The 26,972-nt window shown below is 70.2% G+C and carries 26 protein-coding genes; 14 read left to right on the forward strand and 12 right to left on the reverse strand.

Annotated elements, in window-relative coordinates; all coding sequences use genetic code 11:
* Window positions 1–63 precede the first annotated feature (63 nt).
* From ACWGKS_RS13820 to ACWGKS_RS13835, 4 genes are all read right to left on the reverse strand, one after another.
* Window positions 64–519 carry a hypothetical protein gene (locus ACWGKS_RS13820; protein WP_452455483.1) on the reverse strand — a complete coding sequence of 152 codons (456 nt, stop codon included), beginning with the start codon at window positions 517–519 and terminating at the stop codon, window positions 64–66.
* A gap of 51 nt (window positions 520–570) precedes the next feature.
* On the reverse strand, window positions 571–1,065 hold the full coding sequence (locus ACWGKS_RS13825) for a hypothetical protein (protein WP_358513710.1): 495 nt from the start codon (window positions 1,063–1,065) through the stop codon (window positions 571–573).
* A gap of 117 nt (window positions 1,066–1,182) precedes the next feature.
* Entirely contained in the window at window positions 1,183–1,605 is a 423-nt protein-coding gene (locus ACWGKS_RS13830) for a hypothetical protein (protein ID WP_452455484.1), read from the reverse strand.
* 83 nt (window positions 1,606–1,688) lie between these two features.
* Window positions 1,689–4,130: a helicase-associated domain-containing protein gene (locus tag ACWGKS_RS13835; protein ID WP_358516268.1), complete on the reverse strand. Its 2,442-nt coding sequence runs from the start codon at window positions 4,128–4,130 to the stop codon at window positions 1,689–1,691.
* Between the two features lie 166 nt (window positions 4,131–4,296).
* Here ACWGKS_RS13835 and ACWGKS_RS13840 point away from each other — a divergent pair, with 166 nt between their 5' ends.
* The 4 genes from ACWGKS_RS13840 (at window position 4,297) to ACWGKS_RS13855 (ending at window position 10,418) form a co-directional block, all read left to right on the forward strand.
* Window positions 4,297–5,055, forward strand: coding sequence for a hypothetical protein (locus ACWGKS_RS13840; protein WP_358516265.1), 759 nt, complete (start codon window positions 4,297–4,299; stop codon window positions 5,053–5,055).
* A 510-nt stretch (window positions 5,056–5,565) separates the two neighbouring features.
* Window positions 5,566–5,949, forward strand: coding sequence for a cold-shock protein (locus tag ACWGKS_RS13845; RefSeq protein WP_358516262.1), 384 nt, complete (start codon window positions 5,566–5,568; stop codon window positions 5,947–5,949).
* Window positions 5,950–6,260: 311 nt separating this feature from the next.
* Window positions 6,261–7,016, forward strand: coding sequence for a DUF3027 domain-containing protein (locus ACWGKS_RS13850; RefSeq protein WP_358515162.1), 756 nt, complete (start codon window positions 6,261–6,263; stop codon window positions 7,014–7,016).
* 261 nt (window positions 7,017–7,277) lie between these two features.
* Complete coding sequence (locus ACWGKS_RS13855) at window positions 7,278–10,418, forward strand: sacsin N-terminal ATP-binding-like domain-containing protein (protein WP_358515112.1); 3,141 nt, start codon at window positions 7,278–7,280, stop codon at window positions 10,416–10,418.
* 60 nt (window positions 10,419–10,478) lie between these two features.
* Here the strand turns inward: ACWGKS_RS13855 and ACWGKS_RS13860 are convergent, their stop codons facing one another.
* Window positions 10,479–11,354, reverse strand: a complete 876-nt coding sequence (locus ACWGKS_RS13860) for an MOSC domain-containing protein (protein WP_358515115.1) — start codon at window positions 11,352–11,354, stop codon at window positions 10,479–10,481.
* A 134-nt stretch (window positions 11,355–11,488) separates the two neighbouring features.
* On the opposite strand from ACWGKS_RS13860, the gene ACWGKS_RS13865 reads away from it, so the two are divergent.
* Window positions 11,489–13,021 carry an MFS transporter gene (locus tag ACWGKS_RS13865; protein WP_452455485.1) on the forward strand — a complete coding sequence of 511 codons (1,533 nt, stop codon included), beginning with the start codon at window positions 11,489–11,491 and terminating at the stop codon, window positions 13,019–13,021.
* Window positions 13,022–13,036: 15 nt separating this feature from the next.
* Here ACWGKS_RS13865 and ACWGKS_RS13870 read toward each other — a convergent pair whose 3' ends face one another.
* Entirely contained in the window at window positions 13,037–14,533 is a 1,497-nt protein-coding gene (locus ACWGKS_RS13870) for a class I SAM-dependent methyltransferase (protein ID WP_358515120.1), read from the reverse strand.
* Between the two features lie 41 nt (window positions 14,534–14,574).
* The gene (locus ACWGKS_RS13875) at window positions 14,575–14,850 is read right to left on the reverse strand and encodes a DUF2530 domain-containing protein (RefSeq protein WP_358515123.1); all 276 of its coding nucleotides are present in this window, start codon (window positions 14,848–14,850) and stop codon (window positions 14,575–14,577) included.
* Between the two features lie 218 nt (window positions 14,851–15,068).
* Here ACWGKS_RS13875 and ACWGKS_RS13880 point away from each other — a divergent pair, with 218 nt between their 5' ends.
* Window positions 15,069–16,529 (forward strand): NCS2 family permease, encoded by a 1,461-nt coding sequence (locus tag ACWGKS_RS13880; protein ID WP_358515126.1) that lies wholly within the window; start codon window positions 15,069–15,071, stop codon window positions 16,527–16,529.
* 191 nt (window positions 16,530–16,720) lie between these two features.
* A complete protein-coding gene (locus ACWGKS_RS13885; RefSeq protein WP_358515165.1) occupies window positions 16,721–18,097 on the forward strand; it encodes an MFS transporter in 1,377 nt (458 codons plus the stop codon).
* On the opposite strand, the gene ACWGKS_RS13890 is transcribed toward ACWGKS_RS13885, so the two are convergent.
* Entirely contained in the window at window positions 18,087–18,830 is a 744-nt protein-coding gene (locus ACWGKS_RS13890; RefSeq protein WP_358515128.1) for a sulfite exporter TauE/SafE family protein, read from the reverse strand. The genes ACWGKS_RS13885 and ACWGKS_RS13890 overlap by 11 nt on opposite strands.
* A 76-nt stretch (window positions 18,831–18,906) precedes the next feature.
* On the opposite strand from ACWGKS_RS13890, the gene thpR reads away from it, so the two are divergent.
* The 3 genes from thpR (at window position 18,907) to ACWGKS_RS13905 (ending at window position 21,261) form a co-directional block, all read left to right on the forward strand.
* Window positions 18,907–19,488, forward strand: coding sequence for an RNA 2',3'-cyclic phosphodiesterase (thpR, locus tag ACWGKS_RS13895; protein WP_358515131.1), 582 nt, complete (start codon window positions 18,907–18,909; stop codon window positions 19,486–19,488).
* A gap of 161 nt (window positions 19,489–19,649) precedes the next feature.
* Window positions 19,650–20,867, forward strand: a complete 1,218-nt coding sequence (locus ACWGKS_RS13900; RefSeq protein ID WP_358515134.1) for an MFS transporter — start codon at window positions 19,650–19,652, stop codon at window positions 20,865–20,867.
* 40 nt (window positions 20,868–20,907) lie between these two features.
* The gene (locus ACWGKS_RS13905) at window positions 20,908–21,261 is read left to right on the forward strand and encodes a MerR family transcriptional regulator (protein ID WP_358515136.1); all 354 of its coding nucleotides are present in this window, start codon (window positions 20,908–20,910) and stop codon (window positions 21,259–21,261) included.
* Window positions 21,262–21,292: 31 nt separating this feature from the next.
* Here ACWGKS_RS13905 and ACWGKS_RS13910 read toward each other — a convergent pair whose 3' ends face one another.
* Entirely contained in the window at window positions 21,293–22,018 is a 726-nt protein-coding gene (locus ACWGKS_RS13910) for a 3-keto-5-aminohexanoate cleavage protein (RefSeq protein ID WP_358515140.1), read from the reverse strand.
* A gap of 91 nt (window positions 22,019–22,109) precedes the next feature.
* On the opposite strand from ACWGKS_RS13910, the gene ACWGKS_RS13915 reads away from it, so the two are divergent.
* Window positions 22,110–23,183, forward strand: coding sequence for a hypothetical protein (locus ACWGKS_RS13915; RefSeq protein ID WP_358515143.1), 1,074 nt, complete (start codon window positions 22,110–22,112; stop codon window positions 23,181–23,183).
* A 7-nt stretch (window positions 23,184–23,190) separates the two neighbouring features.
* Here ACWGKS_RS13915 and ACWGKS_RS13920 read toward each other — a convergent pair whose 3' ends face one another.
* Window positions 23,191–23,787: a CGNR zinc finger domain-containing protein gene (locus tag ACWGKS_RS13920; protein WP_358515146.1), complete on the reverse strand. Its 597-nt coding sequence runs from the start codon at window positions 23,785–23,787 to the stop codon at window positions 23,191–23,193.
* 65 nt (window positions 23,788–23,852) lie between these two features.
* On the opposite strand from ACWGKS_RS13920, the gene ACWGKS_RS13925 reads away from it, so the two are divergent.
* Entirely contained in the window at window positions 23,853–24,302 is a 450-nt protein-coding gene (locus ACWGKS_RS13925; protein ID WP_358515149.1) for a VOC family protein, read from the forward strand.
* A gap of 128 nt (window positions 24,303–24,430) precedes the next feature.
* On the opposite strand, the gene ACWGKS_RS13930 is transcribed toward ACWGKS_RS13925, so the two are convergent.
* The gene (locus ACWGKS_RS13930) at window positions 24,431–25,021 is read right to left on the reverse strand and encodes a hypothetical protein (protein WP_358515152.1); all 591 of its coding nucleotides are present in this window, start codon (window positions 25,019–25,021) and stop codon (window positions 24,431–24,433) included.
* Window positions 25,018–25,554, reverse strand: a complete 537-nt coding sequence (locus ACWGKS_RS13935; RefSeq protein WP_358515155.1) for an ATP-binding protein — start codon at window positions 25,552–25,554, stop codon at window positions 25,018–25,020. The genes ACWGKS_RS13930 and ACWGKS_RS13935 overlap by 4 nt, the downstream gene beginning before the upstream one ends.
* 218 nt (window positions 25,555–25,772) lie before the next feature.
* Between ACWGKS_RS13935 and ACWGKS_RS13940 the strand changes: the two genes are divergently transcribed.
* A complete protein-coding gene (locus tag ACWGKS_RS13940; RefSeq protein ID WP_358515157.1) occupies window positions 25,773–26,636 on the forward strand; it encodes a helix-turn-helix domain-containing protein in 864 nt (287 codons plus the stop codon).
* Window positions 26,633–26,845, forward strand: coding sequence for a DUF397 domain-containing protein (locus ACWGKS_RS13945; protein ID WP_358515160.1), 213 nt, complete (start codon window positions 26,633–26,635; stop codon window positions 26,843–26,845). The genes ACWGKS_RS13940 and ACWGKS_RS13945 overlap by 4 nt, the downstream gene beginning before the upstream one ends.
* The last annotated feature ends 127 nt before the right edge of the window (window positions 26,846–26,972 follow it).

Here is a 26,972-nt window from a genome sequence, read left to right on the forward strand (position 1 = left end):
TTCCGAAGCGCGGTGAGAGGGGTGGCCTACGGTGCAACACCGGAGACCGCCCGAACATGCCCGTCAGGCATCGATGGCGATCACGGTGATGATGAACCCGAAGAACAGCACCAGGAGACCTATGACCACGCCGTTGGCGATCCAGGCGTAGCGGGTGAAACGGGAGACCCTCTCCTGGTCGACCGTCTCACTGACCGCCATGATCGAGAAGATGAGTCCGATCGCGGCGAAGATCCCGTAGCAGGAGATCACCAGGAGGATCGACGTGACCAGCGCGCCGATCGCGCCGCCCTTCGCCAACGGCACCGGGTACATCGGGTAGGCCGGGTACGCCTGCGGCGGCGGGGGCGGATAGGCGGGCTGCTGCGCCATGTAGGGGTCCTGGTAAGGGGCCTGGTACGGGCCGGGCGGGGGCGGCCCGTAACCCGGTCCGTACCCTGGACCGCCGTACGGATCGGAAGCGGAGTAACCACCCGTGTTGTCGCCTTCCGGCGGGCCCTGGTTCCTGTCGTCGTACATGCCGTGCCTTAGGGGTTCGGGCTCCATGCCGGGAGCCGGGGGAAGGGGCGGTCAGAATCCGAGAAGCATGGCCAGGGCCGCGAAGACGATCACGGGGACCACGAAGACCACGGACAGCGCCACGTAAGCGAAGTTACAGGCCCAGGTGTAGCGGATGTACCTCTCCACCTGGACCGCGTCGGGGATCTTGCGCAGGGCCATGATCCCGAGCACGATGCCCGGGACGTTGGCGACGAGCACGAAGAACCACAACCCGAGTGAGAGACCGAGCGCCGGGACGATCAGTGTGAGCCCGGCGACGACCAGCGCGGCGACGGCTCCGCCGACCCTGGCAGGGGGGCCGGAAGGGCCCGGGGCCGCCGGGGCCGATAGTGGCTCCGAGACGTTCGGCGAGCCGGTGGCGGGAGGCGTCGTCGGTGAGGGTGAGGTCCCCGTGGGCGCGGCGCCCACGGGACGCATGGGGCGTCGGCGTGTGGCCGCCACGTGGGACGTGGTGCCCTGTCCTCGTTCCCAGAAGGCGCGAGGATCGCTCCGGTCGCTGCGCAAGGCCTACCGTGCCTCCCTGGTCCAAAGGCGGAAATGTCGGGTCCGGTCCCTTGCTCGCATACCCGCCCTCATCGGTTCGGACGCGGAACGCAGGCTCTCGGTTCCGCCAACCGGCGGTCAGTACTGCGTCACATCGACGATGCCCTGGATCCAGTCGCCCGCCTGCGTGAACATGACGAACGTCAACACCGCCATCACGAAGAACATCACCGCCGCGGCGCCCAGGCAGTACCAGGAGTAGCGGGTCAGGACCTCGGCCTGGTCCGGACGGCCCCGGTCCCGGGCGTGCGCCGCTCGGACCGCGAAGGTGATCCCCGCGATGCCGAAGATCCAGTTGGCGCAGCACAACGCCGTCACCAGGTGCAGGATCAGCGCCATGGTGGAACTGTTGGCGCCTCCGCCCGCGACGGGCGAGGAGGACGTGGAGCGGTCCTCGTCGCGTTCCCTTTCGGGCGCCCGGTCCCGTCCCACGTGTTCGCGGTCCTCCCGCCCCCGGTCACGGGGGGAAGAGGCTCCGGGGGGCAGCGAAGCGTTGCTCATTCGGGGTGTCTCTCGCCGTTGGTGGTCGACAGGGCCACTCTAGTCCGTGTGGTTCGGAGCGTGAGTGGGATGGGGGTCAGGGGTCAGGGGTCGGGGGAGAGTTCGGCGACGCCGGTGACCCGGTGGAGCGCGAACCGGTGCACGGCGTCACGGGTGGTGTCGTAGGCGGTGAGGAAACCCCCGTCCACGCGGGTGGGCACGACGATCCGGCTGACCTGGCGGCCGTCGGTGTCGGTGTAGCCGATCCACACCCGTCGCTCATCGGCCAGGACCCGTTCGAGCACCTCGACGAGCGCGTTCACGCGCGCCGCCGGGCCGTCGTTCTCCGGCAGCTCCACCGGAATCCGTGCGACGTTCGTGGCCTCGTCCCCGGCGCGCAGCGCGCGGACGGCGGCGCGGGCGAGTTCCGGATCGCCCGCGTGCTCGCGGACGGGGAGCCCGTCCGGTTCGGCGCGGCGTACCTCGGGCCGACTCAATCGGATGGTCCCGTCTCCGCTCTCGGCCACCGGGTGGTAACCGAGTCGGTCCAAGCGCTCCGTCAGGGCGGCGCGGGTGAGCCCGCTGACCACGACGGTGGGGGCCAGGAGCACCAGTTCCAGATCGGTGGCCCGACGGTCGCCGACCAGTTCGGTGAGCAGGGCGGGCTCGTCGCAACGCAGATAGCTGGTGGCGGACCCGGCGCGCAGTCTGCCGTGCCTGCGCCCCACGTCCGAGATCAGGTAACGCAGTGCCTGGGGCAAGGGCGTACGCGAGTGGCGTTCCAGCATCGCGGTGAGGTCGGCGACCCCGCGTCCGGCGTCCAGCGCCCGGCGCACGGATGACTCGGTGAAGCGGTAGACCGTGGCACCGCCGGTGGACTCCACGTCCGCGGTCAAGGCGAGTTCGCGCGCCAGTTGGGTCACCAACGGACCCGGGGCCACCGCGGTCATGTCGCCCTGCACCAGCACGTAGTCCAGCGGCTGGGGCAACTCGGTGGCCAGGAGTGCCGCGGAGGCGTCCTCGTCGCCGGAGAGCCACGGGCGGGTGTGGGCGGCGAGGGCGCCCATTCCGGTCAGGCCCAGAGTGGCCGCCTCGGCCACCGTCGCCTCGACCAGTTCGGTGTACAGGGGCGACTGGCGGCGGGGATACCGCCAGGCCAGACGGGCCCTCAGGGAGTCGGCCTCCGGGACGCTCCCCGGAGCGGCCGACGCGAGTTCGGTCAGCACGTCACGGCGAACCTGCGGCGCGGCCGGGCGTGCGAGTCCCGGGCCGAGCACGTTGTGCGAGCGCCCACCGGAGTCCTGCGATCCGGCCAGGGAGGGCACCCGGTCCGAATCCGCCCAGGCCCGCGCCAAACGCGACCAGCGACGTTCCGGAGGACTCTCCCGCCACAGGTCGTACTCGCGGGTGGGCAACCATTCCCCGGACAGTCGGTCGTCGGTGGCGAGCAGCCCGGCGGCGTGGGCCGTCTCCAGGAACAGGGCGGCGGTCGTGTCGTCGGTGTCCATGCCCTGGGCGGCGCGGCGCAGGTCGCGCACGCCCAACCCCCCGTTACGCAGCACCGCGGCGGGTTCCTGGGACCAGCGTTCCAAGAGCTCCTCGATGGCGCGCAGCACCACGAAGGCCTGCCCCGCGGCGGCGCGGGAGACCGTGTCGGGATCGACGGAACGCCCTTCGAAGTCGGGCGGTGCGGTGCCGACGTCCTGGAACAGCACCCCCGAACGAAGGAACAGCCCGACCTCGCGCGGCAGCGTCAGCGTGTCGTCGCCGGTGGGCAGGAGCAGGCCACGGGCGATGAGGGAATCCACCGGTGAGGACGCCGTGGCGAGGGAGACCTCTCGTCGGGCGTCCGTGACGGTGCCGTTGGGCGGCCCCCAGGTGAGACTGTCCAGCAGTCGACGGGCGGAGGCGTCGACCTGTTCGACGAGGGCGCGTACCCGGTCGGGGTCGGACAGGGCGGTGGCGACCGACTCCACCGGCGACCCGGCGGTGGAGTGGGGGACCAGGTCGTCGGCCAGACGTTTGACCGCCCCGTGCGGCAGGGCCGCCAGCGGAACCCGCGCGGGCGGGCCCAAGCGTGCGGGGTGCGGCAGTAGCTCGCGCAGGACCTGCACCGGGCGCAGTCGGCCCCGGTCGGGCCAGATCAGGGCCAGGGACCGTAGGGCGTCCAGGGCGGTGTCGAGAGGTTCCGTTCCGAGCGTGTCGGCGGGGGTGAACCCGAGTCCGTGCGCGAGGTCGGAGGGGAGCGCGCCGACCGGTTCCGACAGGCGGTCGTCGCCCAGGGCGACCACGGACTCCAACACCTGGAGCGTGAACCGGTCCAGTCGTTCCAGGGCGCGCAGCGTCGCGTTGCGCGAGGTCGCACGGTGGGCCAGCGCCCCGATGTCCGCCGGGACCGGGCGACCCAGGTCGGGGCGGCCCCGCAGGAGGGCGGTGAGTTCCTCGTCGGAGCGGGATCGCAGCCAGGACGTGAACGTGGGGGGACGCCCCGACGTCGAATCGTCGGGGCTGTCGCTTGAGGACTCTGGCCGTGCGTTGTGCGTCATCGGTTTCAACGCTAAGCGATCTTGCTCCTTGGATCGCACCGCCTCACCAACAGGCCCCCGCGACACCGTGATCACACCGCCTCGGGCCGATTCCAGGGGGAATTCGCCGGCCGAAAATCGGTGGGGAGGGGTTAAAAGGCAGGTCAATGTGGGCCAATATGGGGCCATGACCCAGCGCTCGGAACAATTGGTACTCGACTATCTCTCCGAGGTCGGACTCGCGCTGTACGGTCGTGTCTCGGCGAAGGAACGGACCGCCTATCTGACGGCTCTGCGCGCGCGTATCGACGAGCGCAGAGGGGCGGCCGGCGACGACGTCGACACCGTGCGGCGGATCCTTCGTGGCTTCGGAGCCCCGGAACACCTCGTTCGGGAGGAGTTGACCGGGGAGGCCTTCGACCTTGAGGACGACGAGATGATCCCGGCCAGACCCAGGCACGCGGATCGACCCCCGCCGCCCTGGCGCGGTGGCCCCAGCCAAGGCTTCATGTCCCTGCTGGAGGGCCCCGGTCAGACCGAGTTGCGGATGGACGGTCGGACCAGGCGCCGCAGGTCCGGGACGATGCGCAACGGCCTTCTCCTGGTCCGCCACCACACCCCCGAAGCGGTCGCGCTCGGCGTGTTCGTGCTCGCCGGCGTGTGGTGGGACGCGGCCTTCGTGTGGGTGCTCGGAGCCGCGCTCCTGCTGCTCAGCCATGTGTGGGGGGCCCGTGAGAAGTGGGTCGGGGTGGGGTTTCCGCTCCTGGCCTGTGTGGTCGGGGTGGCCCTGTGGGACGGTGACGCGAAGTTCGTCGACCTCTACATCCAGCAGGCCCTGCCCTCGACCGGGGTTCCGGCCCTGGGCATCGCCTCCCTCGTATGCGTGCTCTACCTCTTCCCCAAGGCCGCCCGCTCCGCTCGGGCCGCCGACCGGGCCGGAGGCTGACCGAACCGGGCGACCGACCGAGCCGGGAGCCATCGCCCCGGACCCGTCCCCGCCGGTCATCGCTTGGCAAATCCTGGGGAATACCTTTTCCGGTCGGCCCGTTACGGAGCATCCACGGTCGACATCTCGGGTAGTCAGGTCCATATACCGCCGTTTTCGCTACATGGCGGTCACGTCGGGTGGTCCGGCCGCCAGCTCGGGCACCGACCCGTCGACGGAGTCCCCGATTCCGCCGAGTCCCGTCCCACACTCCGCACCCAGCGGTGACGGGGGCGACGTCGACATCCACGAGGCCCGGGTGAGCCGTATCCGGGCCTCGTTCTCATGTCCGGCCGCCACTTCCTCCCCCTACTCCGGCCACGCACAATTCCCTCTCGCCTTGGCGAGTACGCGGGTACTAGCCTTGACCCCAACTATGGAAACCAGGGGTCGCCGGGGTGGGGAAAGGGTGGACGGCACCGCTTTCCACGCCCTCGCGTCGCCCGCCAGTGAAAGCATGAGGTCACTACCGTGCCCACCGGCAAGGTCAAGTGGTACGACGGCGACAAGGGTTTCGGCTTTCTCACCCGGGACGACGGCGGTGAGGTCTTCGTCCATTCCACAGCCCTGCCCTCCGGCACCACCTCACTGCGCCCCGGTCAACGGGTCGAGTTCGGTGTGGCGGAGGGGCGTAAGGGCGCGCAGGCGCTGCAGGTGCAGCTACTGGAGACCCAGCACTCCGTGGCCAAGGCGCGGCGCAAGAAGCCCGACGAGATGGTGGTCATCACCGAGGACCTCATCAAACTCCTGGAGAACGTCTCCAACAACTACCGGCGGGGCCGACACCCCGACAAGCGCGAGGCGGGCAGGGTCGCCCAGGTACTACGTGTGGTGGCGGACGACCTGGAGGCCTGACCGGTGAGGGGTCGTGGTGGCCGTCGAGGCCGGCCACCACGACCGAGTCCCGGGCCACTCGGGTTCCCCGCATGTGACGAATCAGGAGACGATCGTTACCGGAAGACGCGGGGGAGGGGTGGAGAGCGGCCGGTTCCGGCCGGCCGCAACGACCTTCCAGGCAGACGGTGTGACAAGAGATGACCAAGAGGTCGCAATCGGACGAACCTTGACCGGCCTTGTGGTCAAATCGGTGCCCGCGATCAGTGAGAATGGGGGACGTGAGCCCTTCTCGACGTTCTCCTGTACCGGACAAGGCATGTATCGACGCGGTGGATCTGGCCCGCTCGGTGGCGGCGGAGGTCGGGCGACCCGAATGGGTGGGTGAGCACCTCACCGCCCAGGTCGAGGACACACGCCTGGTCACCCACTACTTCGAGTGCCTGGACCCCTCATACCCGGGATGGACCTACGCGGTCACCGTGGTGCGCGCTTCGCGTGCCAGGAACGTCACGGTCAACGAGGTGGTCCAGCTTCCCGGAGAGGGTGCGCTCATTGCACCCGAGTGGGTTCCATGGAAGGAACGAGTGCGCCCCGGCGACCTCGGCGCGGGAGACCTCCTGCCCACCGAGGAAGGCGACGAACGACTCGTCCCCGGTTACGCGCAGGTGCCCGACAGCGAACTCGACGCCGAGGGCATGGACAAGCAGATGGTGTGGGAGCTCGGACTGGGCCGTCGCCAGGTACTCTCCGAAACCGGCCGTGAACAGGCCGCGGAGCGCTGGTACAACGGCGACGCCGGACCGCGCAGCCCCGTCGCCACGGCCGCGCCGGCCCGCTGCGGCACCTGCGGCTTCATGACCCCGCTGGCCGGTGAGCTGCGCCAGATGTTCGGGGTGTGCACCAACGAGTTCGCCCCCGACGACGGCAAGGTCGTCTCGCTCGACCACGGCTGTGGCGCCCACTCCGAGGTCCGTCGACCCGGCCCGCAGAACGAGCCGGTCGGACCGGTCGTCGACGAGATGGGTTACGACCACATCGTCTTCGACGACACCACGGAACTGGAACTGGTCTCCTCCGACTCCTGAGAGTCCCACCACGGGCACGGATCCACCCGGAAAACACGAAACGAGGGCCCCGTCGCACACCGCGGCGGGGCCCTCGCACGTCCCGACCCCGTTCGCCCCTCACACCCCGGGCACCACGCGCCGCGCCGCCTCCACGGCCGGGGGACGGGGGGAGGGAGGTGGGCTAGGGTCGAGCCGACCCATTGGCTCACCTCGCCCGGATCGTGCGCGCCCACGCGCCGAACCGATCGCACCGTGTGCCCCGCGCAGGAGGAGACCATCATGGCCGAGCCGGTGACCGCGTCGGTGACCGATCCTTACGACACCGCCGAACTACGCAGACGCGTGCTGTCGGCGTGGGCGGACGCGCCCGCCCGCTTCCGGGAGGACGCCAACGCCGAAGAGGACTTCGCGCTGGGCGGCTACCGGGACCGGGTGGTGGTGGAACTGGCGCAGAACGCCGCCGACGCCGCACGACGCGCCGGGGTGCCCGGGCGGCTCCGCCTGGAACTGGCCGGCGACCGTCTCACCGCGGCCAACACCGGCGCCCACCTGACCTCGGACGGGGTGGAATCGCTCGCCACCCTGCGAGCCTCCACCAAACGCGGTGACGAAGACTCCGTGGGCCGGTTCGGGGTCGGTTTCTCCGCGGTGGCGGCGCTCAGCGACAACGTCGTCGTGGACTCAGGGCACGGGGCCGTGCACTTCTCCGCCGAACGCGCCCGCGCCGTGGTCACCGACCTGCTGGACGTCAACGGCACCCACGCCGACCTCGCGGACGAGGTGGCGCGGCGCTCCGGGCACGTACCGATGCTGAGGCTGCCCTTCCCCGCCGACGTGCTGCCGGAGCGTCCCGAGGGCGACTTCGACACGGTCGTCACCTTGGTGCTCCGGGACGAGCGGGCCCGCGAACGGGTGCGGGAACTGCTGGAGCGCACCGGTGAAGCGCTGCTGCTCGCCTTGGAGGGCCTGTCCGAGGTGCGCGTCGTGGTCGACGGCGCCGAACGACTGCTCACCCGATCCGAGGGTGACGAGGCCGCCGGGATCGACCTGGTCACCACCGGCCACAGCGACGACGGCACCCGGGTCACCCGTTGGCGGACCCTGTCCCGCTCCGGCGAGTTCGACCCCCACCTGCTCTCGGACCGGCCCACCGAGGACCGCGAACGCACCGCGTGGTCGCTGACCTGGGCCGTACCGATCGACGAGGAGGGCCGGGTCGGGGCGCTGCCCGCCGACGTCGAGAGCGTCGTGCACGCGCCGACCCCCACCGACACCGAACTCGACCTGTCGGCGGTGCTCATCGGAACGTTCCCCTTGGGTTCGGACCGTCGTTCGGTGCAACCCGGAGGCACCACCGACCTGCTGCTCACGGAGGCGGCCGACGCCTACTGCGCGTTGCTGCGCCGATTCGACCCCCGCGACGCCCTCGACCTGGTGCCCGCCACCCGGGTGGGCGGCGGTGCCATCGACGCGGTCTTCCGGGCCCATGTCGCCGAACCGCTCCTGGACACCGCGTTCCTGGTCACCGCCGTCGGACACCCCGTCGCACCGCGCGACGCCGTCCTCCTGGACACGGGCGGTTCCAGCGGGGTCCCCGAACTCGTCGACCTGCTCGCGGAGTCGGCCCCACCGCTGCTGCCCGGCACGTGGAGTCCTCGCCACCCCGCACTCGTCTCGCTTCGCGTGCGCCGCTTGGGCCTGGCCGACCTCGCCGACCTTCTCGGGGACGCCCAACGGCCGCCCTCCTGGTGGGCCTCGCTTTACAAGGCCCTGGCCACCGCGGGCACCGCCGGCGCCGACCTCGACGAACTCGGGTCCCTACCGGTGCCCTTGGCCGACGACCGGCTCGTCCGCGGTCCCCGCTCCCTGCTGTTGCCCACCGACGACTGGGCCCGGGTGGTCGACGCCGAGGGCAACCGGCTCGACCCCGCCGTCCTGGCGACCCTGGGCGTGCGCGTGGTCCACCCCGAGGCCGTCCACCCGCTCCTGTTGCGCCTGGGCGCGGTCGAGGCGGAGGCCGCCACGGTACTGGCCGACCCCAACACCGAGGGCGCCGTCCGTACGTCCCTGGACGCCGAGGACCCCGAACCGATCGCCGAGGCCGTCCTGGACCTGGTCGCCGCCGCCGGTGTCACCGTCGAGGACCTGCCCTGGCTGTCCGAGCTCGCACTGCGCGACGACGAGGACGGTTACTCCGTCGCCGCCGAACTCCTGGTCCCCGGCGCGCCGTTGGCCGAACTGCTGGTCCACGACGCCCCGTTCGGGACCGTGCACGAGGACCTCGTCCGCAGGCACGGATCCGACGCGCTGCGGGCCGTGGGCGCCCTGTGGGGGCTCACCGTGGTGCGCGCAGAGGAGGTCGCCCTGGGGGAGGACCCGGGTTCGATCTTCGACGGGGCCGCGGGGGAGGACGGTCCGGAAGGGCTGGAGGACTGGTCCGACGAGCTCCTGGAACGTCTCGGCGATCCGGAGCTGCCTCCGGTCGTCCCCGAGCTGGTGTGCGTGGCCGACCTCGACTACATCGCCGACGACGCCTGGCCCAAGGCCTTGACGATGCTCTCCTCCGGGTCCCTGCGTGCGGCCGTCACCGAACCGGCGCGGTTGTTGACGTCGGACGGCCGGGTCGTGGACACGCCCTCCTATACCGCCTGGTGGTTGCGCACCCGTGCCCTGCTGAACGATCGCGCGCCGGTGGAGCTGCGCACCGCCGACGCCGACCCCGGGCTCCTGGGCCTCTACGACGAGGTGCCCGCCGAGATCGACCCCGAGTTCGCCCGGGCCCTGGGGGTGCGCAGGAGCCTTCCCGACCTGCTCGCCGACCCCGATGGCCCCGACGACCTCCTGGGGCGACTGGCCGATCCGGCCCGGCACGTCGACCGTTCCGCGCTGCGGCGTCTGTGGACCGCCCTGGCGGATCTGGACGCCGACCGAGTCGCCCCGCCCGACCTGGTGCGGGCCGTCCGGGCCGGCTCGATCGTGGTCGCCGACTCGGATGACGCCGTGGTGGTGGACTCACCGGACCTGCTGCCCCTGTTGGAGGACCGGCCGCTGGTGTTGGCCGCGGCCGACGCCGCCGAACGGTTGGCCGACGTCCTCGACCTGGATCTGGCCTCCGAGGTCGTCACCGGGAAGGTGAACTCCACGGGGCGGATCCGCGCCGTGCCGGACGAGGCGGCGCTGTTCCTCGACGGGTCGGAGGGTTTGGACCGTACCTACCTGCACCATCAGACCCTCACCGTGGACGGGGTCGAGGTGGACTGGTACGCGGGTGACGGGACGGTGCACGCCTCCGGCACGGAGGGGCTGGCCCGGGCGCTGTGCTGGCGTGCCGGGCAGTGGTCGCGCCGCCACCTGTTGGCGGCGGTGCTGCGCGATCCGTCGGCCGCGGCGCACCTGCTCGCCGAGTCCGACCTGGATTAGGCCCCTCCCACCTCCCCGAGGATCTCGCCACCGGCCCGCTACCGGTGGCGAGATCACGGCTCAGGCGAGGGCGTCCGCCAGGCGCGGGCCCAGACCCTGCTCCGGCTCGGCCCACTCGGTGACCTCCAACGGGTCGCCGACGGACACGGCGCCGGGGGCGGTCACTGCGAACTTCGAGCAGAACGCCACGCCGCCGTCGTCCGCGCGTCGGTATCCGGCCAGGGCGCGCAACGGTTCGGGTCCGCGCTTGTCACCGGTCTCCTGGTCGACGGTGGTCACCGCGCACCGGATGCACACCTTCGCGTAACCGAGCTCCGCGGTGCCCAGGCGGACCCTGCGCACCCGGTCCTCGGTGTGCGCCTCCGGCCAGCCGGACACGATGACGTTGGGTCGGAACCGCGAGATCGGTACGGGCTCGCCCCCGGTGGCGAGGATGCGTTCGTTGAGCAGGTCCAGTGAGGACAGCGAGGCCAACACGGCGGCGTGGCCGTCGGCGAACCCCGCGGTGCCGGTGGTCAGGCCCCTGGTCTCGCGCCGGTGGTCGTCGGGCACCCGCACGAGCCTGCTGGACGAACCGAGCACCTCCGTCAACCACGCGGCGGCCTCCTCGCCCTGGTCAACGCCCTGAAAGGGGTTCCCGTGCACGGTGACGTCCAGGCGCGGGCCGTCGAGGGTGGTCTTGAGTTCGAGTGGTTCGGCCCCGGGGGTCCGCAGCGTCAGACGGGTGGCGTCGGCGTCGATCTCCGGGACGAGCCGCGCCATCCGAGGGTCCCTCCGCTGGCTGCGGAAGGTGCCGGAGTCGTCGACCACCATGAAGGAGCGGTCGTGGGCGAGACCGGCGGCGGTGACCTTGGAGGTCGACAGCGGGACGCCCGCGCACCCCTTCACGGGGTAGGTGACGAGCACGCTCACACGGGCGATGGGTTCAGGGGCCATGCGACCAAGTTAGTGGAACCACCGATCCGACCGCTCCGACCACTCCGACCCGATCGCCCTGGGCGTCGGGACCGCCCTGATGGTGCGTTCCGTCGACCGGACCGGCAGGATGGGGAGTGGCGAAAGGGGCGTTCGTGAGCGACGTGAGGAATGGGACCGAAGCACCGGTCCTGGGTCCGGCCCGAAGGTGGCTGGTCCTGGCCGCGGTCTCCGCCGGGCTGCTGCTGATCTCGGTGGACATGACGGTGCTGTACACGGCGCTGCCCACCTTGAGCGCCGACCTCGGCGCGAACGCCTCCCAGCGTCTGTGGATCATCAACGCCTATCCCCTGGTCATGGCGGGGCTGTTGCTGGGCGCCGGGACCCTCGGCGACCGGGTCGGGCACAAACGCATGTACCTGATCGGGCTGGTCCTGTTCGGGTCGGCGTCCCTGGTGGCCGCCTACGCCACGATCCCGGAGATCCTGGTCGCCGGGCGCGCCTTCCTCGCGGTGGGCGCCGCCGCGATGATGCCCGCCACCCTGTCGCTGATCCGGATCACCTTCACCGACGAACACGAGCGCGGCATCGCGATCGGCGTGTGGGGGACCATGGCCATGGTGGGCGCCGCCATCGGACCGATCGTCGGCGGGCTCCTGCTGGCGTACTTCTGGTGGGGCTCGGTCTTCCTGGTGAACGTGCCGATCGTGCTGGTGGCCCTGGTGCTGGCGGCCGTGGTCGCGCCGGGTGGCTCGGGCGGTTCCGACCACCCCTGGGACCTGATCGGTTCGGTCCAGGTGATGGCCGGTCTGGCGGGCGCGGTGTACGCGATCAAGGAGGTCACCGGGCCGGAACCCCGGGCCACGGCGGTGCTCGCGGCGCTGGTGGTCTCGGTGGCGGGTTGGTGGACCTTCGTACGTCGCCAACGAGGACGCCCCTACCCGTTGATCGACTTCGCGCTGCTGCGCGACCCGCGCATCCTCATCGGGGTGCTGGCCGCGGCCATGGCGATGTTCGCCGTCGCCGGGGTACAGCTGGTGCTGACCCAACGCCTTCAACTGGTGCTGGACCTGACCCCGTTCCACGCGGGGGCGGTGGTGGCCGCCATGGCCCTGGGCGCGCTACCGGTCGGTGTCACCGCCGGGGCGCTCCTGTCCCGTCTGGGCACGCGACCGGTGATCGGCACCGGCCTGTTGGTGACCGCGGCGGGCACGGCGTTGGTCCTGTTCACCTCGAACCTCCCGCTCGCCTGGACGGTCACCGGGTTGCTGGTTGCGGGCGCCGGCACCGGGGCCGCGATGACCGCCGCCTCCGCCGCGATCGTGGGGTACGCGCCCGAACACCGGGCCGGGATGGCCTCCTCTGTGGAGGAGGTCTCCTACGAACTCGGCAGCCTGACCGGCGTGGCGATCCTGGGCAGCCTGCTCTCCGCCGTCTACGCCCGGACCGTCGCCCTGCCCGAGGGCGCCCCCGCCGAGGCGGCCGGCGGGCTGGACGAGGCCCGCGGGGTCGCCGCGGGGATGGAGGAGGACGCCGCGGCCGCACTGCTGGCGGAGGCCGTCCACGCCTTCGACAACGGCTACCGGGCGACCCTGCTCATCGCCGTCGTCGTACTGACGGCGAGCGGCCTGTTCGGATTCCTGTACAAGCGGGGGAGCGCCTCGGAGACGACCCCCGCGCAAGGGTGAGCCGCCCCCGTCGGATCAGCGGGTGACGCGGAAGAAACCCTCGGAGATGAGGGTGCGCAGCGCGTCCGGGGTGCGTTCGCGGACGGTCTCCTGGTCCTCGCCCATGAGCTCGGCGATCGCGTCCAACAGCGGACCGACCGGCATGGTGCCGTCGCAGACGCTGGCCAGGGCCGCCTCCACGGTGCCGATCCGGGCCACCCGGTGCAGGCCCTCCCGCTGCCGGAGCAGGATCTTCTCCGGGTCGGGCGCGCCCGGCACGCCCACTCGCTCCTCGACCACACCGGGTGCGAGCGCCACGTGCGCCGCCAACAGGGCGGCGTCGGTGAGCCGTCGCGCGGTCATCGATCCGTCCACCACGTCCGGCAGGTAGCGCCCCACGGGCTGCTCGATGTCGTGTCGCAGTTCCTCGACCCGGACCGTGGCGTCCTGGGCGACGTCGTTGCGCAGACTGATCCAGCCGAACCCGATGCCCTTGATGCCCTCGCGCTCGAAGTAGTCCAGCCAGGCGTCGTAGCGCCGCGTGTACTCGGGGGTCCCGTGCTCGCAGGAGTCTCGTAGCCACAGTTCCACGTACTCGGCCGGGTCCTGGACGTCGCGCTGGACCACCCAGCCAGAACAGCCGGTGCCGGTGATCCATCCACCGACCCGGTCCTCCCAGTCGTCGCCGTCGGTGTGGGTCCAGTTGGCCAGGAACTGGGCCCAGCCGCCGTCGGTGAGATGGGCGGGGGCCTGTCTGACCAGTTCGGCGCAGACGGTGTCGCCCGGCAGGTCGGACTCGCGGTAGGTGTATCGGGCCGCGTCGGGGGTGATGACGAAGGGCGGGTTGGACACGATCAGGTCGAAGCGTTCGTCCTTGACCGGTTCGAACAGCGAACCCTGGAGCAGACGGGCGTCGTGGACCCCGGACAGCGCGAGGCTGATCCCCGCCAGGTGGACGGCGCGCGGGTTGAGGTCGGTGGCCACCACCTCACGTGCCCTGGAAGCCAAGTGCAGGGCCTGGACCCCACAGCCGGTGCCCAGGTCCAGTGCGCGTTCGAAGGGCCCGTCGACCATCAACCGGGACAGGTTCGCGGAGGCCCCGCCCGTGCCCACGACGTGGTCGTGGCCGGGGACGTCACCGCTGCCGGGACGCACCTTGGGGTCGGACACCACGAAGCCCGGGCGGCCGTCCTCCAGTTCCCAGGGGCCCAGGTGCACCAGTGCTCGGACCACCTGACCCTCGGGTCCGTCGTCGACGCGCACCAGGCCGGCTTCGGCGAGTTCGTCCACGGGAAGGATGCCGCGGGCGGCGCGGAGCGGGACGGCGCCGCGCAGCCACCACAGGCGCAGCAGCAGTCCGAGGCGTTCCTCTCCGCCGGTGGCGCGCAGGGCGGGCACCAGCTGTTCGCGGGCCAAGGCCTTTGCGGCGGCGTCGCCGAGCCGGTCGCGGACCCCGGACACCGTGTAGTCGGCGTCGATGAGGATGCCGCGAAGACGGTCGGCGAGACCGCGCGGGAATTCTGTCTCAGACACTCGCCCATTATCGGGCAGGTTCACGGTGCGGCCGGCACAGGTCAGGGGGTTTCGGAACGGTCCTCGATCCTTCCGTCGGCGTGTTCGACCGTCTCTCCGCGCTTGCGGAGGAGATGGGGGATGTAGAGGAAACCGAAGACGCCGAGGGCGATTCCGGTCACACAGACACCGATCCACCAGCGTTCGGAGTCGGGCAAGGAGTCGCCCATGACGAGCAGCACGATGAGCGCGACCGCCCACGCGCCGGTACCGATGGCGGCCGGCACTCGGTAGTCGGTCTCGTGAACTTCCGGGTCTGGTCGGCGAGGTTTGCGCACGGGTTCAGGCTATCCGGTGCCGCCGGTCCGAGGGGGAGGATGCGTCGTGGGAGGTCGGAGCGGAGATGCGTTGCTCACATTTGGAGATCCGATCATCCGATCACATGGCGATTTGTACAAAACTGGAGTGACTCCAGAGGATGCTGTTGTACGAATATGCAACTAATCTGGCGCACAATCCTTGATGTCCCGTAACACGAGCAGGTCAGGCTGACGACGTGAACGCATCGAATCCATCCCCCACCGACGAACACACCAGACGGCCCACGGGGCCGATCGACCGCTACTTCAAGATCACGGAACGTGGTTCGACCCTCGGAACCGAGATCCGAGGCGGCATGGCGACCTTCTTCGCCATGGCCTACATCGTGGTCCTCAACCCACTGATCATCGGCACCGCCGAGGACGTCAACGGGGACACCCTGGGGCTCCCGGGCGTCGCCGCCATGACCGCGCTGGTGGCGGCCCTCTCCTGTGTCCTCATGGGTGTGGTCAGCCGCTACCCGTTCGCCATCGCCGCGGGTATGGGCCTCAACGCGGTCGTCGCTTACGGGATCGCCCCCCTGATGTCCTGGGCGGACGTCTTCCTGCTGATCATCGTCGAGGGCGTCCTGCTCTTGATCCTGGTGATCACCGGGTTCCGTACCGCCGTGTTCGCCGCGATCCCGCCCGGCCTCAAGGTCGCGATCGCCGTCGGTGTGGGTCTCTTCCTCGCCCTGATCGGCCTGGTGAACGCCGGCTTCATCCAGGCCGGTGACGGCACCCTGGTCCAGTTGGGCAACGGCGGCCTCAACGGCTGGCCCATCCTGATCTTCGTCATCGGTCTCCTGGTCAGCATCGCCCTCTACGTGCGCAACGTCCGAGGTGCCCTGCTCCTGGGCATCGTGGTCGCCACGGCCCTCGCCATCGTGGTGGAGACCCTGCTCGGTGACGGCGGGGAGGGCCTCGGCTGGGCGCTCACCGTTCCCAGCATTCCCACCAGCGTGGACGACCTCGTGGCGGTGCCCGACGTCTCCCTTCTCGGCCTCTTCACCGAAGGCGGGTTCAACATCGCCGAGCGGTGGTCCGACGTCGGTGTCGCCACCGTGCTCATGCTGATCTTCACGCTGCTCCTGGCGGACTTCTTCGACACCATGGGCACCATGGTGGGTGTCGCGCACCAGGGTGGCCTGGCCGACGACGACGGCAACATCGAGGGCACCCGTGAGGTCCTGGTCGCCGACTCCGTGGGCACCATCCTCGGTGGTCTGGGTTCGGCGTCGGTCGCGACCCTGTACGCCGAGTCCGCCGCGGGTGTCGGTGAGGGCGCCCGTACCGGTATCGCGCCGATCGTCACCGGTGCGATGTTCATGATCGCGACGCTCTTCACCCCGCTGGTGAGCCTGGTGCCCTTCGAGGCCGCCACACCGGTGCTGGTGATCGTGGGCTTCATGATGCTCACCCAGGTCACCAACATCGACTTCAAGGACCCGGCGATCGGCATCGGCTCCTTCCTGGCGATCATCATGATGCCGTTCACCTACTCGATCGCGAACGGCATCGGGTTCGGTCTGCTCGGCTTCGCCTTCGTCATGTTGGTCACGGGGCGCGCGCGCCGAGTGCACCCGCTGCTCTGGCTCATCTCGGTGGTCTTCCTGATCCACTTCGCGGAACCGGCGATCTACGCCCTGATCGGCTGATCCCGCCGCGGATCGAACCGCGTTCCCCGTCACACGTGGGGTCGTCCCACGGGTGACGGGGAATGGAAGCGGCGGTGAACGGCGTTGACCCGAGTGATGAGTCAACGCCGTTTACTTCTTTGTTCCCGTACCTCCGCCACGATGCTGGTTTCAGCCCCCCTCCACGGGTTCGCCCGACAGGGGAGGGGATGATGCGACGTATCGCGATGTTCCGTTCGCTGGGCGTGCGCAACTACCGGATCTACGCCTTGGGCCAGCTCGTGTCCAACCCCGGCACCTGGATGCAGCGCATCGCCCAGGACTGGCTGGTGCTCCAGCTCAGCGGCGGAAGCGGTATCGCGCTGGGCATGACCACCGCCCTACAGTTCCTGCCCATGCTCTTCTTCGGGCTCTGGGGCGGCGCCATGGTCGACCGTTTTGACAAGCGTCGCCTGCTGGTCCTGACCCAGGCCGCCATGGGCGTATTGGCCGTGGCGCTCGGTGTGCTGGCCACCCTCGGCGCCGCCGAGGTCTGGCACGTGTACCTCTTCGCCTTCGGCCTCGGCATGATCACCGTGCTCGACAACCCGGGGCGGCAGGCGTTCGTCCCGGAGATGGTCGACCGCGACCTGCTGCCTAACGCGATCGCCCTGAACAGCGCCAGCTTCCAGCTCGGACGGGTCACCGGGCCCGCCATCGCCGGTCTGTTGATCGGCCTCATCGGCAGCGGCCCCGTGTTCATGATCAACGGCGCCTCGTTCGGTTTCACGATCGTGGCGCTGCTGATGATCCGCGCCGGTGAGCTCAACTCCACCGACCGCGTGCCGCGCGGCAAGGGCCAGATCAGGGAGGGGCTGCGCTACATCGGTGGCAGACGCGACCTCGTCGTGCTGTTGGCCTTGGCGGCTTCGGTGCAGTTCTTCGGCGCCAACAGCCAGAACCAGATCGCGCTCATGGTCAACAACGTGTTCGAGAGCGGAGCCGAGGCGTTCGGAGTGGCCGCCGCGGCCCTCGCGGTGGGCGCGCTCGCGGGCGCGCTGTTGGCCGCCCGACGCGAACACCCACGGCTGCGACTGGTGCTCATCGGTTCGATGGGCTTCGGGGTCACCCAGTTGATCGCCGGGTTCATGCCCGGCTACGTGGCGTTCGTCGTGGTCCTGGTCCCCATGGGCGTGCTCTTCATGACCTACGTGACCACCCTCAACGCCACCTTCCAGCTCAGCGTCGACCCTCGGATGCGAGGACGGGCGATGAGCATGTTCCTGTTGGTGTTCATGGGCGTGGCCCCGATCGGCGCCCCGGTGGTGGGCATGCTCGCCGACGCGTTCGGCCCCAGGGTCAGCCTCATCGTGGGCGGTGCGGTCACCATGGTCGTGGTCGCCGTGCTCTCGGCCATGCTCCTGCGGATCAAGGGCGTCCACGCGCGCGAACTGCTGCCGGCCCGCCGGCGCGGCTCCACCGGAGTCGCGGCCGACCCCGAATCAGGTACGGCGTCCGGTTCGCCGGAGGTTCCCGAGACGGATCGACGGGGTGTTCCCGAGGCGGACCGCGTCGCGGCACCGGAGGGGGCGTGGGGGGTCAGGCGGTGACCACCCGCGTGACCATGGACACCGAACTCACCACCAACAGCACCAGGACGGTGCGGCGGAAGAGTTCGGCGTCCAACCTCCGGAACAACCGTTCCCCGGCGAAGGTGCCGAGCAGCAGGGCCGGAACACCCACCGCCACCAGGCCGCCCACCTGCGGGGTCAGCTGACCGCCGAACCCGAACCCCACCAGCGTCGCCGCACTCGTGACGGAGAACGCCACCGCCAGCGTGGCGCGTTGGATCCTCGGTGGGAGATCGGCCAGCCGGGACCCCTGGAGGCCGGCCACCAGGAGCGGCCCGTCGATCGCGGTCGCGGCGAAGGACGCACCGGAGAGCACGCTCATCCCCGCCACCGCGCCCATCCCACCGGGCACCCGTACCCGCAGCCCCACCAGCAGGGTCCCCACGACCACCGAGAGCGCGATCAGCAGCAACAACGTCGACTCGGGCACGACGTTGAGCGCCCACAGACCGAACGGGACCCCGACGAGCACACACCCCGACAACAACACAGAACCCTTGCGGTCCACGTGCGCCCGGTCGCCGATCGCCACCCACAGGTTCAGCGGAACCGACAAGGTCGCGGCGAGCACCACCGAGGTCACCGGGTCCAACAGCAGCGCCAGCAAGGGGACGGACACCAGGGCGAAGCCGAACCCGGCGGTGATCCGGACCAGCGCCGCCAAGGTGAGCACGACGAACACACCGGCGAGGACGAACATGGGGCGGCTCACGGGGAAGAGTTCGGAGGGGACCCGGCGACCCTAACCCGAGCAGGACGTTTCGCCTACGAGAGGAGGGGATGACCCCATGAGGTTGTTCGTCGCGCTGTGGCCTCCCCGGGAGGTCCTGGACGCACTGGGCGAGGCCGTGCGCCGAGGACGTGGGCACGAACCGGGGTTGCGCTGGACCCGACGCGAGGAGTGGCACCTCACCCTGCTGTTCCTCGGTGAGGTGGCCGACGAACGCGCCCCCGGGCTCGCCGACGCGCTGGAGCGCGCCGTCCACGGCCACCCCGCACCCGACCTGGCGCTCGACGGTTGGGGCGCCTTTCCCCGAAGCGACGGTCCCGCCTCGGTGTTCTGGGCGGGAGTGACCGGCCCACTGGAAGGGCTCGTCCACGACCTGACCGCGGTCGCGCGCACGAACGAGGTGCCCGTCGCGTCACGTCCCTTCGTGCCGCACCTCACCCTCGCCCGCGCCCGCCCACCGCGTTCCCCCGCCCAGATCCTGCACGCGCTGGGACACCCGCCTCGGATCGGTTGGCGGGCCGATCGAATCGACCTGGTGGAGAGCCGGCCCGGAAGGGCGGACCGCTACCGGACCGCCCGGACCTGGCGACTACCCTGGGATGGCGAATCCCAACGAGCACCGGAGCGCGGCACGTCATGAGCATGCTGACCAACAACCGCAAGCAGCGCTGGCTGCTGCCAGTGGTGCTCGCCTCGATCATGGCGATCGTGATCCTGGGCGCCCTCCTCGGCTGACCGGGCCGGGCCCGACCGAGGCGCGACTTGACCCTGACACCTGTGTCAGGGTTTTAGCGTTCCGGCATGTCCTCACGCACACCACGTCCGGGGTGGCTGCTCTGCCTGACCCTGGCCGCCTTCGCCGTCGGTACCGACGACCTGCTCATCGCCGGACTCCTCCCCGTCATCGCCCAGGACCTCCACGTGGGCACGGCCGCGGCCGGACAGCTGGTCACGGTCTTCTCGATCACCTACGCCGTCGCGGCGCCGCCGTTGGCCGTGGCCACGGCCCGCCTGCCCCGACGCGCCCTGCTGCTCGGCGCGCTCGCCCTGTTCGCGCTGGTCAACCTGATCACCGCCCTGGCTCCCGGGTACGTCGCGCTGATGGCGCTGCGGGTCTGCGCCGCGCTGGTGGCGGCCCTCATCACCCCGGTGGCCTTCGCCATGGCGGCGGGGCTGTCCGCGCCCGAACGCACCGGTCGCGCGGTCGGAATGGTGGCGGCGGGCCTCACCGTGTCGCTGTTCCTGGGGGTGCCGGTCGGCACGGTGCTCGGTGCCGCCTTCGGTTGGCGCGCGGCCTTCGTGGCGGTGGCCGTCCTCACCTGCCTCGTGCTGGCCGCTTCGGCCGTTCTGCTGCCCTCACTCCCCGGATCCTCGCAGACGGGCCCGCGTGAGCAGTTCAGGGCGTTGGCCCGTCCCGCGATCCTGTTCTGCGTCACCGGGACCGTCCTGGGCGCGAGCTGCGGTTTCATGACCTACACCTACGTCGCTCCGGTCACCGTGGACCTCACCGGTTCCTCGGGCGTGGTCCTGGCTCCCCTGATCGCCACGATCGGTGTGGCCGGCGCGCTCGGCACCCTGGCGTGCGGGCGGGCCACCGACCGGTGGGGCGCCGACCGGGTCCTGTTGGTCACCTTCGTCGGGATGGTGGCCACCAGTGTCGTCCTGGCGCTCCTCGCCCCGCTGACCGATGGAGGGCTCCCGGTGTGGGCCCTGGGCGGGGTCTTCGCGGTGTGGGGTTTCGCCGCCTGGGGTTTCGCCGCGCCCATGAGCGCCCGACTGCTCCGCCTGGCCGGGGACGCCGGCACCGAGGCCCTCGCCCTCAACACCGGCGGACTCTACGTGGGCACCGCGGTTGCGAGCATGGTCGGTGGGGCGGTGGTGGCCTCCTCCGGGGGCGCGGCGGTGCCCGCGGCCGCCGCGGTCATCGGACTCGTGGCCCTGGTGGTGATGGTCCTGTCCGTTCGCCGATACCCCACCGAGGTTCCCGAGCCCCTGGTCCGCCAGGGGAGCGGAGCCTAGTCTGGGACGGATGGTGACGGCGACGGGACACGGAGGATCCATGCGCATCGGAGAACTCGCCGAACTCAGCGGCGCCAGCGTGCGCTCCCTGCGTTACTACGAGAAGCGAGGACTCCTGGCCTCCGAACGGGCCGAGAACGGCTACCGCGAATACGGACCGGACGCGGTCGACCGGGTCCGCAACATTCGGTTGCTCCTGGAGTCCGGGCTGACCTCCGAGGACATCGGGGAACTGCGGGCCTGCCTCGAACTGGACCTGATCCGCGAACCCGACTGCGCCGCGGCCGTCGCCCTCTACGAGCAAAGGCTCCGGGCGGTCCGCGAACGCATCGACGCGCTCTCGGCGACCGAGGAACGTCTCGAACGTCGCCTGGCCGAGAACCGCGGGGCGTAGAGGCGCGGAACGTGGGAGGGCGCGATCGGACTCAGGCGGTGGTGGTGGCCAGACCGACCGCGTGGGCGACGAGCGCGGCGTTGTCGTAGGCCTCCGTGCCGTCCGGCAGTCGCATCGTGTCCTCCAGGCCCATCCGGACGTCGTACCCGGCGTCCAGGGCGGCCTCCAACATCGGCCACGCTGTGGCGTCCGCTCCGTGCAGCAACCGCGGCGTGCGCACCCTCGCACGGTCCAGCAGGGTGTTGATCGCGTCCGCGTTGCGCCGCGCGTCCTCGATGGCCACCTGGGTGGGCTCCACCAGCACGGTGGCGACCTCGATCCCGGTGGCCACCAGGATCCGGGCCGCGTCCACCGTCCACACCCCGGCCTCCACCTCCACGCGGCGATCGCCCAACAGGTGGATCAGGTCCACCGACCCCGCCTCGTGCAGGTTCACCGAAACCGAGTCGGGCAGGGTGGGTGACGCCCACCTCTGCACCAGGTCGTAACGTCTCCACGGGTCCGACTCGGCGGAGAGGGACGTGGTCAGGGACACCGGGACGTCGGGGCCGTCGGCCCGTAACCGCTCCATCAGCGCCGACACCACGGACGGCTCCAGCGACTCGGCTCCATTCGGATCGCGTGGGTGAACGTGGAGGGCGGTCGCACCCGCTTCCACCACGGAGTGGGCGTCGGCGACGAGTTGGTCGACGGACACGGGCAGGGAGGGGTGGGCACCCGGGCGGCGATCACCGTTGAGACAGGCGACGATCCTCATAGGACTCTCCTTACGGCGCTCTGTAAGCCGAATGTGCCCGTTCGCGCCCGGGTGCAAGCCACTTGTGCCCGCCCCTGGCAGGATGGCCGGTATGAGAACTCCTCTGGCCCTCTGCGCGGCTGCCCTGTTCCTCCTCGCCTCCGCGGTGCCCGCCGCGGCTGAGACGGAGCTTCCCGAGGACGGGGACGGGGGGACGGACTACCCGCGCGGTGGGGAGGGGCCGGAGGGGTCGGAGATCGCCTTCGAGTTCGAGGACCCGCGCATCTCCGAGTCCAGCGGGTTGGCCCCGTCGCTGCGCCACGAGGGCGTGTGGTGGACGCACAACGACAGCGGTGACCACCCCAGCGAGGTGTACGCCGTGAACGAGGACGGGGAGACCGTCGCCACGGTCACCCTGAACCTGGAACGTCGTGACTGGGAGGCCGTCAGCGTCGCCGAGGGGCCGGAGGGGGAACCGACGGTGTTCGTCGGCGACATCGGCGACAACTTCGGCGGCGGCTGGCCGAACATCCGGGTGTACCACTTCGCCGAACCCGAGGTCCTGGGCGACATGGTCCTGGATCCGGCGGTGCTGACCTTCACCTACGAGGACGGCGGTCGCGACGCCGAGGGCATGATGATCGACCCGCGCGACGGGCATCTGTACGTGGTCTCCAAGGAGTTCTCCGGCGGTGTGTACGCGGCCCCCGAGAACATGGACCCCGAGGGGGAGAACGTGCTGGAGCGGGTCGACTCCGCGCCCCTGTTCGCCACCGACGCCGCGTTCAGCGCCGACGGCACCCGTTACGCCATCCGTACCTACTGGGGCGTGACGATCTACGACTCCGCGGACGGTGTCCCGGGTACTTCCGTGGGCTCCTTCGACCTGCCGGAGAGCGACCAGGGCGAGTCGATCGCCTTCACCCCGGAGGGAACCGGGCTCATGGCCGGCACCGAGGGCGAACACGCCCCGGTCTGGCGGGTGCCGTTGGAAGGGGACCAACGGCCCGAACACGCGGTGGTGGACGAACCGGCGGAGTCGTCCCCGGACACCCCGGAGGGGGCGACCGAGGACGTCGAGGAGGAACAGGGCGCGGCCATCGGCTCCACCCCGCTCATCCTCGGGGGCGTCGCCGTCGCGGTCGTGTTGATCGGCGCCATCACCTGGCTCGCCCGCCGAGGCTGAGTCGGATTCACGGGGCCTCGGCCCGCCGTTCGCGCAGGGCGCGGACCTTGGCCCGGTTCCCGCAGCGTTCCATGGAACACCAGCGGCGCTTGCCCGGCCGTGAGGTGTCCACGAACAGCAGTCGACAGTCGTGCGCGGAACACTCCCGGACACGGTGGGCGTGGTCACCGGTGAGCAGGTCGATGGCGTCGCGGGCGAACTCCGACAGGGCCTGTGCGGCGTCGCAGGGCAGAACCCAGGTGGTGTTCCCGTCACCGAGCAACCGGGGCGCGAGCGGCGGATGCTCCGCGGCCGCGTTGATCCGTGCGACGTCCGCTTCGTCGGGAGGCTCCGGCAGGGCGCGCAGCGCGCGGTGGAGGGTGTCGCGCAGCTCCCGGGCGTCGCGGAGCTCGGCCTCGGTGACCCGGACCCGGGCGGGGTCGAGGCGCAGGCCGCAGTCGGCCAGCCAGCGCGCCAGGTCGTCGGGTTCGCGCAAGGCCTCCCACCTGGCGAAATCACCGGGGCCGCCGGTGACCAGCAGCTCCAGGCACAGGCTCCCCGGGTCGAAGAGGTAGGCGGAACCATCGGACGGTGTCATCGGCAAGCCGGTTGTGCTCTGTCTCACGTAACCAGTATAACTGGAATCAGAGGTCGGGGTAGGGTCCCGTCCCTGATCGGAGGAGTTGGACGATGGCTCTCGACTACCAGATCGTCGTGGACTGTGCCGCGCCGCTCACGCTCTCCCGCTTCTGGGCGGCGGCGATGGGTTACGAACCGGAGGACAACAGCGCCCTCATCGAACACGTGCTCGCTCAAGGGTTGGCAGGGGAGGACGACTACACGGTCGTCGACGGGCGCAAGGCCTGGCGCACGATCGCGGTCATCCGTCATCCGGAGGACCCCGTGCACGAGTTCACCGGTGCCGGCCTGGGGCGACGCATCCTGTTCCAGCAGGTGCCCGAACCCAAGACGGTCAAGAACCGGATGCACCTGGACCTACGGACGGCGCCGGGGGAGCGTGACGTCGAAGTGGCTCGTCTGGAGGGACTGGGCGCCGTCTCCGTCGCCGTCGTCGAGGAACCCGGGGCCTCACACGTGAGCATGAGGGACCCAGAGGGCAACGAGTTCGACGTGCAGTAGTCCTCACCTGCTCGGCTGAGAGGCCGTGAAGTGGTTCTCATGCCTGGTCGTGTCCTGTTTTCCTCCCGAACCCCGGCCGCACCGCTCTCCGTGCGCCGGTGCGGCCTTTGGAAGTGGGTTCTGGTGGGTCAGCTCAGGAGGGTGATCAAGGGTTGGGCCATGGCGCCGGCCAGTGCGGCCAGGGCGTAGCCGGTCAGCAGGTGGCCGATCCGGCGGCGGGGTTTGCGGTGGCTCGCCGGACGGTGCGGCCGGTCCGACCTGCGTGGGAGCGGCGGGGGCGGCACTTGTTCTCGGCGGGGGCGCGGGATCGGTAGCGGATGGGCGGGCTCGCGGTCCGGGTCCGGGGCCGGGGCTCGGTCGGGCACCTGGTCATGCCACCAAGGGAGCGGTTGGGGCCGGTCGGGTTCTTCGGCCCGTCGTGTGGCGGCGATCCGCATCCATTCGGGTAGGTCTCCGCGTTCGAGTCGGCGGCGGAGTCCGGGGGTGTCGGGCATGTGGGCCAGGAGGGCACGTTCCCTGGGGGTACGGCCCAGCGAGACCAGCGGCGGGAGTGACGTGGGGCCGGTTTCGTTGCTCTGGGGGGTGTCGATCGGTGCCGGTCGTGGTGCCGATGTCGTTGCCGGGCGGCTTCCCGGGCGGTGTGGGGTGTGGCTGAAGCGTCGACCCCGGGGTGCGTCCAGCACCCGGCGCAGGTCCATGGGGATGGTCGCGTTGCTCATCGCCCACCCCCGCAGACGCAAGTGGTGGTGGACGCGGGCGTGGGGTAGGTGAACTCGGCCCACAGCACGGTGCCGAGCGCGGCGGGCAGAGACGGGTCGGTCCAGCGCTGGGTGCCCCACTCGCTCGCCAGTTGGTGGATGAGCAGCAAGCCGCGCCCGGACTCGGCCTCTTCCCATTCCTCCACCGAACCCCGGACCGGCGGGCACAAGGGCTGGGTGTCCAGGGGTCCGTCGTCGATGACCGATAGGCGCACGGTGGTCTCGCGGCCCATGACGATCGGGGTGGAGAGCAGGCGGACCACTGTGCCGCCAGGACGCTGAGAGCGGGAGTGCGTGACGGCGTTGGCGAAGGCCTCGCTGCCGCACAGCTCGATGTCCTCGCACAGGGAGCGGGGTACCCCGGCCAGGGCATGCAGGTCAGAGCGCAGTTCCGCCCGGAAGCGGGTGCAGGTGGAGCGGGTTCCGGGGTAGTGGCGGGCTTGCCAGCGCCGCCCCGGGTAGGCGGGCGTGGGGATTTCAGGGACAATGGACATGTCGGCAACTCCTGCTTGAAGGGTTGGTTGTCGGCCCGGCTCTGGCGGGTGTCATCAGCACCTGCCAGAGCCCTTTTCGTGTGCGGAACCGGTCGCCAGCTCCACTAGCTCTATGGTGATACACCAGAGACAAAAAATCCATGTATTGGAAAAAACAAGAGTCGTATATCCGAAAAGTGTATTTTGCGATTGCTGGAATAATGGGGCAGGTCCACTACATGCACGAGGAGACAGCCGTGGCCCAGGGTTCCCCCGTTCGCCGCCGTCATCTGGTCAGCCAGCTCAAGCGGCTCCGCGCACATGCGAAGCTGTCGCAGGAGGAAGTCTCCAAACGCATGGGCTGGGACCCCGGAAAGATCATCAGAATCGAGACCGGCAAGTTCATCCGCCTGAACTCGGCCGACGTCTCCGAGCTGTGCCGCCTCTACGGCTCCACCGATGAACTACGCGAGGACCTGGTCGACATCGCCAAAGCCTCGCGCACGCAGAAGCCCTGGTGGTTCCAGTACAAGGACGTCAGCATCGGAGCCTTCTACGGCCTGGAGCATGAGGCGGCCAAGATCCAGCACTACACAGTCGGCCTGATCCCCGGCCTGCTCCAGCACCCGGACTACATCGAGGCGATGATGGCCCGGGGCTTCGTCCCAGATCAGGAAGAGCGCAGTCGGCGGGTGGAGGCGCGTATGCAGCGCCATACGAATGTCCTGCAACGGGAAGCGCCTCCACGCATCTGGATGATCTTGGACGAATCCTGTCTGCGCTGCGTCATCGGCGGACCCGAGGTCATGGCCGTCCAGCTCGACCACCTGTTGACCCTCTCAGCGCGCGCCTCGACCAATATCCAGGTGCTACCGGCATCCGTGGGCATGTCCCGCACCTATGGGTTCTCGCTGCTCACCTTCGAGGAGAACGACCGCGCGTTGTTCGTCGATGTTCCCCCGAACGGGTTGTTCTTCGAGGACCAAGCGGACATCGTGGAACACGAGATAGCTTTTGACCAACTACAGGCGTCCGCGCTCTCCACCTCCGAGTCGCAGACCCTCCTCAAGACGCTGATCGACGAATATAGAAGGCCGTCATGACTCCGAATACGACCACCGACGAATCCTTCATCCCCGCCGTCCCTTGGCACAAGGCGAGTTACACGAACGACCGTGGAGAATGTGTCGAGGTCGCGGAGGGGCCGATCACCGGGGTTCGCGACACCAAGCACCGTGAACTCGGAGCGCTCTTCTTCTCCAGCGGCGAGTGGGAGTCCTTCCTCCACACCGCCAAGCGCGACCTCGGCTGACGAAGCCCCCACAACCGTCGCGGGTGGGGCGCAGAGGCCCCACCCGCAACGGTGGTCTTGTACTTGTGGTCGACTCCGGCGCGCGGCGGGTCCCCAAAGAGACAACCTCCCGGGGGGAGTGCGCGCG

It is taken from the genome of Nocardiopsis sp. NPDC055879 (genome assembly GCF_053615935.1).